At 42.1% G+C, this 12311-nt stretch carries 4 protein-coding genes, 2 tRNA genes and 3 rRNA genes; 1 reads left to right on the top strand and 8 read right to left on the bottom strand.

All coding sequences use genetic code 11. The features are described from left to right. Positions 1-4: 4 nt before the first annotated feature. Both glgP and L6471_RS06925 read right to left on the bottom strand, forming a co-directional pair. Positions 5-2566 carry an alpha-glucan family phosphorylase gene (gene glgP, locus L6471_RS06930; RefSeq protein ID WP_094448997.1) on the bottom strand — a complete coding sequence of 854 codons (2562 nt, stop codon included), beginning with the start codon at positions 2564-2566 and terminating at the stop codon, positions 5-7. 33 nt (positions 2567-2599) lie between these two features. Beyond that, positions 2600-4261, bottom strand: a complete 1662-nt coding sequence (locus L6471_RS06925; protein ID WP_237797617.1) for a glycogen/starch synthase — start codon at positions 4259-4261, stop codon at positions 2600-2602. A gap of 135 nt (positions 4262-4396) precedes the next feature. Between L6471_RS06925 and L6471_RS06920 the strand changes: the two genes are divergently transcribed. Then, complete coding sequence (locus L6471_RS06920) at positions 4397-4816, top strand: hypothetical protein (RefSeq protein WP_027453377.1); 420 nt, start codon at positions 4397-4399, stop codon at positions 4814-4816. A gap of 52 nt (positions 4817-4868) precedes the next feature. Here L6471_RS06920 and rrf read toward each other — a convergent pair. From rrf to L6471_RS06890, 6 genes are all read right to left on the bottom strand, one after another. Next, a 5S ribosomal RNA gene (gene rrf / locus L6471_RS06915) occupies positions 4869-4981 on the bottom strand. A gap of 84 nt (positions 4982-5065) precedes the next feature. Continuing rightward, positions 5066-7959: ribosomal RNA gene (locus L6471_RS06910) — 23S ribosomal RNA — on the bottom strand. A 176-nt stretch (positions 7960-8135) separates the two neighbouring features. Further along, positions 8136-8209, bottom strand: a tRNA-Ala gene (locus L6471_RS06905). 35 nt (positions 8210-8244) lie between these two features. Next, a tRNA-Ile gene (locus L6471_RS06900) sits at positions 8245-8318 on the bottom strand. Positions 8319-8500: 182 nt separating this feature from the next. Further along, positions 8501-10030 (bottom strand): 16S ribosomal RNA (locus tag L6471_RS06895). Together the 16S, 23S and 5S rRNA genes with 2 tRNA genes alongside form the textbook arrangement of a ribosomal RNA operon. Before the next feature lie 929 nt (positions 10031-10959). Continuing rightward, entirely contained in the window at positions 10960-12135 is a 1176-nt protein-coding gene (locus L6471_RS06890; protein ID WP_173652126.1) for an iron-containing alcohol dehydrogenase, read from the bottom strand. Between the last annotated feature and the right edge of the window lie 176 nt (positions 12136-12311).

Here is a 12311-nt window from a genome sequence, read left to right as displayed (position 1 = left end):
AAGATTAATCCAACCATTTTACATAGCAGAAATCCTGACGATGAGGTAATTCCTTATTTTTAGGGAACATTCTTACTCCCGTACGGAAAGTACCAGCTTCATTCGGTTCTACTTCAACCTCAAAGGTATAATTATTACCTTCATGGCCTACTACCTTAAATTCATCAACAGAATAAACCTGATGGTCAGAATGACTATGCTCATTATTTAACGTTACAAGTTCCAAACCAACAGCATCGTCAAGTCCCTGCTCATCGATAACATACTGTAATTTGTACTTCACACCTGTTTCTGCTCCATTAGTCAGCACCTCATCATTCTTAGAAACCACATGGATAGAATCCCAACGCTCTGCAACAGTTTCTTTCCACAAAGCAATTTGCTTAGCCAACTGATTATCATTAGCTGAAAGTTTCTTGAAGCGAGCTGCCTCTTTAATATAGAACTTATCATAGTAATCGTCTAACTGTCGCTTCATCGTATAATGAGGAGCAATTGTAGCAATACTATTCTTTACAACTTTAATCCAGTCTTCACTATACCCCTTTTCATTCTTACTATAATACATTGGGATAATATCATTTTCGAGTAAGCTATAAATAGTTGCAGCATCCAAACGATCCTGATATTCCTGATTCTCGTAAGTACGTTTCTGTGGTAAAGCCCAACCAGCACCTTCACGATATCCTTCTACCCACCATCCGTCAAGAACAGATAGATTTACAACACCATTCATCTCAGCTTTTTCACCAGATGTACCAGATGCTTCCAAAGGACGGGTTGGCGTATTCATCCAAATATCTACACCTGAAACTAAACGACGCGCTAAACGCATATCATAGTCTTCCAAGAAAATAATTTTACCCAAAAATTCAGGACGCTGACTAATTTCAAAAATTCTTTTAATCAAGCCTTGACCTGCACCATCAGCTGGATGAGCTTTACCTGAGAAGAAGAACAATACAGGGCGCTCAGGATCATTAACAATCTTAGAAAGACGATCAAGGTCAGTAAAGAGCAAGTGTGCACGCTTATAAGTTGCAAAACGGCGACAGAAGCCTATCATCAAGGCATTTGGATTGATACGCTCTAACAAAGAGACTACTCTAGAAGGATCACCCTGATTCTTCAACCAAGCCTGAGTAAACTTTTCTCGAATATATTTCACTAGTTTTTGCTTCAGAATCATACGAGTATTCCAGATTTCATCATCAGGAACATTATAAATAGCATGCCATATATCCTCGTTACTCTGATCACTCATGAAAGATTCATCAAAATACTTATCATAAAGCTTACGCCACTCTGTTGCACACCAAGTTGGGAAATGCACACCATTAGTTACATAACCCACGTGGTTTTCTTCTGGGAAATAACCTTTCCAATAAGAAGCAAACATCTTTTGGCTTACCCAACCATGCAACTTACTTACACCATTAACTTCCTGACAAGTATTACAAGCAAAAGTTGACATACAGAAACGTTCTCCATGATCATCAGGGTTTGAACGGCCCATACCAATGAATTCATCCCAAGAAATGCCTAACTTCTGAGGATATCCACCCATATATTTACCAAATAACTGCTCGTCAAAATAATCATGCCCTGCAGGAACTGGTGTATGTACTGTATATAATGAAGAAGCACGAACTAACTCCATCGCCTGATTAAAGGAAAGCCCACTCTCTACATAATCGCAAAGACGCTGTAAGTTACAAAGAGCTGCATGCCCCTCATTGCAATGATAAATCTGCTTGCTAATACCTAACTTTTTCAAAGTTAAAATACCACCAATACCAAGAAGTATCTCCTGCTTCAGACGATTTTCCCAATCACCACCATAAAGAGAGTGTGTAATAGGCTTATCATATTCTGAATTTAATTCATTATCAGTATCCAGTAAATACAATTTTATTCGGCCAACATTTACTGCCCAAACATAAACATGCACCTGATAGTTCATATAAGGTACATCTACTACGAGAGGATTGCCATCTTTATCAAGTACACGCTCAATAGGAAGAGAATTAAAATCCTGAGCATCATACTTTGCAATCTGCTGACCATCCATATTTAAGGTTTGTGTAAAATAGCCGTATCGATAGAGAAAACCTACTGCACATAAGTCCACATTACTATCAGAAGCCTCTTTCAAATAGTCACCAGCCAACATACCAAGGCCACCCGAATAAATTTTTAAGACCTGATTAAGACCATATTCCATACTAAAGTATGCAACAGAAGGACGCTTTGAATTCGGTTTGACATTCATATAATTACGGAACTTATCATAAACCTCCTTCACCTTTTTCATTAAGTTTTTATCCTTAACAATAGCTTCCTTACGTTCATAACTTAAACGGTCTAAAAGCAAAACGGGATTATGACTTACAGACTCATAAAGCGGTTCATCAAGACTTTTAAACAGGTTACGAGCTTCGTAATTCCAAGCCCACCACATATTGTGAGCTATCTCATCAAGGCATTTGAGCTCTTCTGGAAGACGAGACTTAATGGTCAATTGCTTCCATTGAGGCTCATTAGCATAATCTGCTTTAATTTTCATAATTTGTTCTATTAGTAATTTATATCTCTAAAATCAATTTTCATTTCTCTTATTAGCAGCTTTCAAAGCAAAATCATAAGCCGTTTCATAATAGGCTATAAATTTGCTCCAAAGTGCCTTCTTCGAAAGCTTATCAGCATGCTCCCTGCACTTTTTTACTTCTTGAGCTGACATGTGCGAATATTTTTCAATAGTACATTTTATCGTATCAACAACGTCTGAATAATTAGAATCAGTACGATGTATTACCTTTGCGCCATCTTCAATCTCACTATAAGTACCCTTGACTTTATTAGCCCACAAACCAAAACCTGCCAAATCTGTAGTAATACAAGGAACTTTAAAAGCGACAGATTCCAAAGGTGTATAGCCCCATGGTTCATAATAAGACGGATAAACACACAAATCATTACCCAATATTACATCATAATAAGGCATATTAACAATTGCATCATTACCAACAAGATAAGTTGGAATAAAAATAACCTTAACTTGATCGTCCTTACAATTATGCATATCTAGATAATCCATCATAGACAACACGCGATCTTCATTAAAATTATAAAGATTATGAGTAATACGAGGATTATCAAGTGCTGTATCAAATTCATGATCAGCTCTCAAACGCTCTACCAAGTCTTCTCGAGCATCTGCAACCCAACCTGGCACCATCAAAAACGCTACGACTTTATGATTTAACGATACAGAATGGCGTAATCGGTTCATAGACTCGATAAAGACATCTATACCCTTGTTTCTAAACTCATAACGTCCACTCGTAGATATAATCATCGTATCCTTATCAAAATGATCACCGGTCAAAGCATTTGCAATCTTCAATAGTCTTTTACGAGCTTTCAATCGAGCGGAAGTAAAAGCACTACCCTTAGGTACAAAATTATTTTCAAATCCATTAGGTAATACGACATCTACAGGCTTATCTAAAAGTTGCTTACATTCTGCAGCTGTAATATCACTTACTGTAGTAAAACAATCAACATACAGTGCTGTTTGCTTTTCAATAGATTGCTTACTTTCCATATTCAGTTCTCTTGCCATCTGGTCACCATTATAATTATAAAAATATTCATATAATGGTTTATTGTTTCCAGCTATACTACGACCAATACTTGTTGCATGAGTAGTAAATATTGTAGCAACCGTTGGCAAATATTTACGAATATAGAGTATACCTAATCCAGTCATCCACTCATTACCATGATAGATAACTTTACTCTTTTCTAAATGATAAAAATGAAAAAAACTCTCAGTGACCTTAGCTGTAGCGTAAGCAAACATCGAAGCTTCATCATAGTCACCATAAGCATGTAGACTGTCAACCTGAAAATTTTCCCACAATTTACCATATATTTGATCTTTCTCGGCAAAAAAAGAATCAAATTTAACTAATATTGCAATAGGCGAACCTGGAATATTCCATCTGCCTATTCGTACCAAAAGATTATTTGACGCTGCAAATTTTTTCCATTCAGAAAATAAAGACGAATCTTCTACAAAAAAGGGAGTTGATAAATCTTCACGACAGTCAGGTCCAATAAAAAAAACTTTATCTTTCATCATATCCTGAAGTGTCTTTGCACGTGTTGAAAGGACGGTATAAATACCACCTACCTTATTGCAAACCTCCCAACTAGATTCAAATATATAATCTGGAAAAGAACTGTCCTTCCTCATAAATCAACTTAATTTTTGACACAAAGATAACATAAAAAATATAAAAACCAAATTTAAAACTCCATATTTTCTTTTTACACTATCAATTCTTGATTTAAATATTTTATCTTTGCAACTATATTAAATAAAAAAAAAATGAAAACAACATTATTTTTTATCTTAACAAGTCTTTTCTCAATAAATAGTTCAGCGCAACAAGATAGCACAATTTTTAAAGGTAGAATTGAGAATAAAGAATTTCAAGTATACATTGTCATGGACTTTTATAAAAATAATATAATCGTTCCACGACAACAAATTTTTGGAGAAACAAGTGGTTACTTTGGCGATACAAAGGATGATCGCAAATGGCTAATTACAGCTGCAAGCATTAAAAAAAATACAGCCACTATAGATATGGTAAACGATTACGGAAGTGAAGATCTTCAAGCAACTTTAACTAAAAACAACGATGGAACTTATACTCTTAAACAAATTGAGGGAAGTACGATAAAGATTGCAAGAAATAGAAAATGGGTTAAGATGCCTAAAACACTGATTTTTACAAGAAAATAAAACAAAAAAATCCGATTCAATTAACTGAATCGGATTTTTATTTTAGATTAAAAGGAGGCGGCTACCTACTCTCCCGCATTGCATTGCAGTACCATCGGCGTAAGTGGGCTTAACTTCTCTGTTCGGAATGGGAAGAGGTGGGACCCCACCACAATAACCACCTGATTATTTCTTGAATAAGGTTATTGACAATTTGTACACAAGCAAAACATTATACAACTAAAAATATAAGTTGGTCAGTTACGTGACCGAAAAAAGTTTCGGGCAATTAGTAATGCTCGGCTTTGACGTCACCGTCTTTACACCTGCATCCTATCAACGTCGTCGTCTTCGACGGCCCTCAATGGAGTTCTAATCTTGCGGAGGGCTTCGCACTTAGATGCTTTCAGCGCTTATCCCGGCCAGACTCAGATACCCAGCAGTGCACCTGGCGGAACAACTGGTAAACCGGAGGTCTGTACGTCACGGTCCTCTCGTACTAGTGACGTGTCCACTCAAAACTCCCGCGCCCACGATAGATAGAGACCGAACTGTCTCACGACGTTCTGAACCCAGCTCGCGTGCCACTTTAATGGGCGAACAGCCCAACCCTTGGGACCTTCTCCAGCCCCAGGATGTGACGAGCCGACATCGAGGTGCCAAACCACCCCGTCGATATGAGCTCTTGGGGGGGATCAGCCTGTTATCCCCGGAGTACCTTTTATCCTTTGAGCGACGGAGTTTCCATACACATCCGCCGGATCACTATGCCCCAGTTTCCTGCCTGCTCGGGATGTCTCCCTCCCAGTCAAGCGCCCTTATGCCATTACACTCTATGAGACCGGTTACCAATCGGTCCGAGGGCACCTTTGGAAGCCTCCGTTACGCTTTTGGAGGCGACCACCCCAGTCAAACTACCCACCAAGCAATGTCCGCGCTGCGCGCGTTAGACTTCAGACAGCCAAAGGGCCGTATTTCAAGGATGGCTCCACAAACACTGGCGTGCCTGCTTCAAAGCCTCCGGCCTATCCTACACATCGGATGACCAAAGTCAATGCTAAGCTGTAGTAAAGGTTCACGGGGTCTTTTCGTCCCATCGCGGGTAATCGGCATCTTCACCGATACTACAATTTCACTGAGCTCTTGGTTGAGACAGCGTCCGGATCATTACACCATTCGTGCAGGTCGGAACTTACCCGACAAGGAATTTCGCTACCTTAGGACCGTTATAGTTACGGCCGCCGTTTACCGGGGCTTCAATTCAAAGCTTCATATTGCTACTGACTTCTCCTCTTAACCTTCCGGCACCGGGCAGGTGTCAGGCTGTATACCTCATCTTTCGAGTTTGCACAGCCCTGTGTTTTTGTTAAACAGTTGCCTGGACCTATTCTCTGCGCCTCACATTGCTGTGAGGACCCTTTATCCCGAAGTTACAGGGTCAATTTGCCTAGTTCCTTAACCAAGAATCTCTCAACGCCTTAGTATGTTCTACCCGACCACGTGTGTCCGTTTGCGGTACAGGTGCCGCATGGATTAAGTTTAGCGGATTTTCTAGGAAGTATGATTACCTACACTATTGGACTCTTCCGAAGAAGACTCCATACTATCAGGTTCGGCTCTCAAGGTGGATTTGCCTGCCTCGATCTGCGCCTACACCCTTCAACGGAGAATTCCGTATCTCCGCGGTAGTGTCACTGCTCCGTCTCCACATCACTCCATGCGGCAGTAACGGAATATTAACCGTTTCTGCCATCGCCATCGCCGTTCGGCTGAGACTTAGGACCTGACTAACCCCGGGCTGATTGGCATTGCCCGGGAAACCTTGGTCTTGCGGCGAAGGGGAATCTAACCCCTTTTATCGTTACTTATACCTACATTTGCTTTTCCATAAGCTCCAGCAAAGGTCATCCTTTGCATTCTGCGCCGATGGAATGCTCCCCTACCGATACTTTTATGATTACTATCCCGCAACTTCGGCATCTGCCTTATACCCGATTATTATCCATGCCCGGACCCTCGACTAGTGAGCTGTTACGCACTCTTTGAATGAATGGCTGCTTCCAAGCCAACATCCTAGCTGTCATAGGGACCAGACTTCGTTAGACTAACTCAGACAGAATTTCGGGGCCTTAGTTGGCGGTCTGGATTCTTCTCCTCTCGGGGACGGACCTTAGCACCCGCCCCCTTACTGCATATCTGCGGCGCATGAGCATTCGGAGTTCGTCAGGTCTCGATAGGCGGTGAAGCCCTCTTGACCTATCGGTCGCTCTACCTCTCATGCGGATCGATACACGCTGCACCTAAATGCATTTCGGGGAGTACGAGCTATCTCCAAGTTTGATTGGCCTTTCACTCCTACACTCGGCTCATCGGGAAGCTTTTCAACGCTTATCCGTTCGGTCCTCCATTCCGTGTTACCGGAACTTCAACCTGGCCAAGTGTAGATCACTTGGTTTCGCGTCTACCCCCTCTGACTATACGCCCATTTCAGGCTCGCTTTCACTGCGGATACGTATCTGAGATACTAAACCTTGCCAGAGACGGTAACTCGTAGGTTCATTATGCAAAAGGCACGCCGTCACTCATTGCTGAGCTCCGACCGCTTGTAGGCGTATGGTTTCAGGAACTATTTCACTCTCCTCATCGGAGTGCTTTTCACCTTTCCTTCACAGTACTCGTTCACTATCGGTCTCACAGGAGTATTTAGCCTTACCGGATGGTCCCGGCTGATTCACGCAGAATTCCTCGTGCTCCGCGCTACTCAGGATACCGCTATGCCATGTTTCGCTTCGTATACAGGACTTTCACCTCCTATGGTTGTTCTTTCCAGAACATTCTACTCACAAAACACATACAATATCGCGGTCCTACTACCCCGCCGATGCCGAAACAACGACGGTTTGGGCTCTTCCCCGGTCGCTCGCCACTACTGGGGGAATCATTATTTATTTTCTCTTCCTCGAGGTACTAAGATGTTTCAGTTCCCTCGGTTTGCCTCTCTACCTTAGGTAGAGATATACATTCTTCAAATGTATGGGTTGTCCCATTCGGAAATCCTCGGATCAAGGGTTATTTGCACCTACCCGAAGCTTATCGCAGCTTATCACGTCCTTCATCGCCTCTGTGAGCCTAGGCATCCGCCATACGCCCTTTCTTACTTTTTTCTTTACCGGTTCAGTCTTGCTTTTGAATTGCTTCTCAAGTAAGATGAACGGTAGCTCATACTTTCAGCTGTATTGTTTCTTGAACTATTGCTAGTTCTCGCTACAGTTTTGCTTGTGTCAATATGTCAAAGATCTTATTGGCTTATCTCACTCTATTAAAAGTGGATTACCTGAAGTGGAGAATAACGGATTCGAACCGTTGACCCCCTGCTTGCAAAGCAGGTGCTCTAGCCAGCTGAGCTAATCCCCCAAACTTTTTTGGTTTGAGAAGACTGGAAGTTTGTGTAGTCCCAGGCAGACTTGAACTGCCGACCTCCACATTATCAGTGTGGCGCTCTAACCAACTGAGCTATAGGACTATAGTTCCGGGTTGGCTGACTGTCCAAGATTTCTGGGCTTGCATCTTCGAGCCCGGCTTCCTTTTTCTCTTATATATTAAACAGGTTCTGTAGTACAAGGAAACTTTGGATGACATCATCAAACCTTTTCGTTTGTCATGTCTCTTGACTTTTACTTACTTCAAAATAAGCATCTCTTCCAGAAAGGAGGTGTTCCAGCCGCACCTTCCGGTACGGCTACCTTGTTACGACTTAGCCCCAATTACCAGTTTTGCCCTAGGCCGACCCTTGCGGTCACGGACTTCAGGCACCCCCGGCTTTCATGGCTTGACGGGCGGTGTGTACAAGGCCCGGGAACGTATTCACCGCGCCATGGCTGATGCGCGATTACTAGCGAATCCAGCTTCGTGAGGTCGGGTTGCAGACCTCAGTCCGAACTGGGACCGGCTTTCTTGATTAGAATGACCTTACGGGCATCCGACTTTCTGTACCGGCCATTGTAACACGTGTGTAGCCCCGGACGTAAGGGCCGTGCTGATTTGACGTCATCCCCACCTTCCTCACACCTTACGGTGGCAGTGTCTCCAGAGTGCCCAGCTTAACCTGATGGCAACTGAAGAGAAGGGTTGCGCTCGTTATGGCACTTAAGCCGACACCTCACGGCACGAGCTGACGACAACCATGCAGCACCTTCACAGATGTCCCGAAGGAAGTCACTATCTCTAGATCCGTCATCTGCAATTCAAGCCCGGGTAAGGTTCCTCGCGTATCATCGAATTAAACCACATGTTCCTCCGCTTGTGCGGGCCCCCGTCAATTCCTTTGAGTTTCACCGTTGCCGGCGTACTCCCCAGGTGGGATGCTTAACGCTTTCGCTTAGCCACTCACCCCGAAGGGCAAACAGCGGGCATCCATCGTTTACCGTGCGGACTACCAGGGTATCTAATCCTGTTCGATACCCGCACTTTCGAGCTTTAGCGTCAGTAACACTACAGCGAGCTGCCTTCGCAATTGGAGTTCTTCGTGATATCTAAGCATTTCACCGCTACACCACGAATTCCGCCCGCTTCCTGTGCACTCAAGTCTGACAGTTCGCGCTGCAGTGCCCAAGTTGAGCCCGGACATTTCACAACACGCTTACCAAACGGCCTGCGCTCCCTTTAAACCCAATAAATCCGGATAACGCCCGGACCTTCCGTATTACCGCGGCTGCTGGCACGGAATTAGCCGGTCCTTATTCGTAGGGTACATGCAAATAACCACACGTGGCTAACTTTATTCCCCTAAAAAAGCAGTTTACAACCCATAGGGCCGTCATCCTGCACGCTACTTGGCTGGTTCAGACTTTCGTCCATTGACCAATATTCCTCACTGCTGCCTCCCGTAGGAGTTTGGACCGTGTCTCAGTTCCAATGTGGGGGACCTTCCTCTCAGAACCCCTACTGATCGTCGGCTAGGTGGGCCGTTACCCCGCCTACTACCTAATCAGACGCATCCCCATCCATAAGCGATAAATCTTTATTCCATCTCAGATGTCTTTAACGGAAACCATAGGGCATTAATCTTACTTTCGCAAGGCTATTCCCTACTTATGGGCAGGTTGGATACGCGATACTCACCCGTGCGCCGGTCGTCATCAAAGAAAGCAAGCTTTCTTCATGTTACCCCTCGACTTGCATGTGTTAAGCCTGTAGCTAGCGTTCATCCTGAGCCAGGATCAAACTCTCCATTGTAAAATATCTTTAAATATCTATATAAATAGATGATTTGTCTCTGTTTCAAGGACGCTTATCCTTTTATTGAAGTCGGTTTAAAGCCTGGACAAAAACTAAACTTGACGGTTCGTTTTTGTTACCCATTCACACATATCTATAATATGTGAACGCTTCTTGTACTACTTCTCTGTCTATGTAATCTTTTCAAAGAACTCTTTCTCTTAAGCCTCATAACCAACGTTATTTGGCTGCTTCCGTTTGTTCGAAAGCGAGTGCAAAGGTATACAAAATATCCATAACCTCCAAATGTTTTCAAGAAAAAATTGCAAAAAACTAAGATTTTGCGCGTTCTTTGACAATAAAAGCTTGCTCCCGTGGACGTACACATTATAATATATAAGGATTAAAGAAATATGAGAATGGTGCACAGAATTCTGTAACAACGAAAAATTGACAAGTAGCCGCAAACTTTCGCTGTCTGTAGTGGGCAAAACGTAAAATAAAATATCAAAAAAACATAGCCACTAAAAATCATCATCTAGCTTAAAATATTCAACTTTTGATCAGCCTGTTTGGTCTTTTTTCTTCCCCTCGATTTTCTCTCCCGCCAAAACCCTAGCTCCTAGGGGTCGAAACCTAAGACTTTGTTCGCTAAACTCTATGACCTTATCGCATCAACCCTAAGCTTTCGACCCCTAGGAGCTGGGGTTTTGGCGCCCATTTAGTAAACCACCGAAACGTTAAAAATGTAACACATTGATACTCAACCAGATACAAACATGCTTCAAAATTCGCGTATTTGAGGCCATTCTACATCACAATTTCAAATACGCAAAGTACAAGACGGTTTATGTCAAGTAAATTCAAAATACATACATGCTAGACAAAACCAAAAAGGCTGTCGTCATTCTGAACAACAGCCTTTCAAATATATTAATACTTCTTATTTATAAACAAAGTTTATAGATTTCCATAGTAGCTTCCGCATCTAAAGGCATATATCCTTGCATAACATCGCCTTTCAAGCGATGTAGCCTAGTATTCAGTAATTCAAGGTCCGGATTATCCACCCCCAACTGTGCAAAAGAAACAGGCATACCCAAAACATCATGCAACCAAGCTTTGAGACGTTTAGCCCCTTCTAAAGCATCAGCAGCTATATCACCAGACTCAGTTACACCTAAAACACGATATGCCAACTGAGCAACTTTTGCAGGATTATGTTTAGAAGCATAAGTTAGGAAAGCTGGGAATATTACAGCCAATCCTGCACCATGAGTTACATTATATTCTGCAGAAATTTCGTGCTCCATAGCATGGCTATTCCAATCTTCCTGCCTACCTAAAGAACAAGTATCATTGTGAGCAATAGTACCACTCCACATAATATTAGCACGTGCCTCATAATCTTGAGGATTCCTCATTACCTTCTCTGCTTCCTCCATAATAGCCAATAACATTCCCTCAGCCAAACGATCACCAATCTGAACATCAGGAGTATTACTCAAATATCGTTCTAATATGTGTGCCATCATATCCGTAATACCGCTCGCAGTTTGCCAAGCAGGTAAGGTCATCGTCAACTCAGGATTCATAATAGCAAATTTAGGACGAAGGAGTTTAGGCATTCGCAAGCCATTTTTCACATGAGTCTTAGTATTAGTAATTACAGCATTTCCAGAGCCTTCACTTCCTGCTGCAGGTATTGTTAAGACTACTCCTATTGGTAATGCATTTACAGGTTTGGCTTTACCACAATAGAAATCCCAAAAATCACCCTCATAATAAAAACCAGCTGCAATAGTTTTGGCAGTATCTATAACACTTCCACCACCTACAGGCAACATAAAATCAGGTTTAAATTCACGAGCTAATTCCAATCCCTCGTACACCTTCGTATCAACAGGATTAGGTTGAACTCCAGACAATTCGCAATAAACCAACTTAGCTTCATCGAGAGACTTTTTAATGCGATCTAATAAACCTGAACGAACAACACTTCCGCCACCATATACAATCATTATACGAGAAGCACCATACTGTTGACACAACTCACCTACATTTTTCTCTGTATCCTTACCAAATACAAATTCTGTAGGACTATAAAATGTAAAGTTATTCATATTGTAAGATATAAAATATTAGCTATTCTGAAAATAGTCAAATCATTGCTTTATCAACATTATATATGCGAAGATACTGTTTTTTCTTCTAAAAAACAAATCAATTAGAATGATTTGATAACGAGCAACCGTAACTCTATCACTTTTTCAAAATAGTGCGTTACAAAACGCTAAAG

The sequence above is a fragment of the Segatella bryantii genome, assembly GCF_022024215.1.
GTDB lineage: Bacteria > Bacteroidota > Bacteroidia > Bacteroidales > Bacteroidaceae > Prevotella > Prevotella bryantii.
This window is presented reverse-complemented; position numbering and strand designations above follow the sequence as displayed.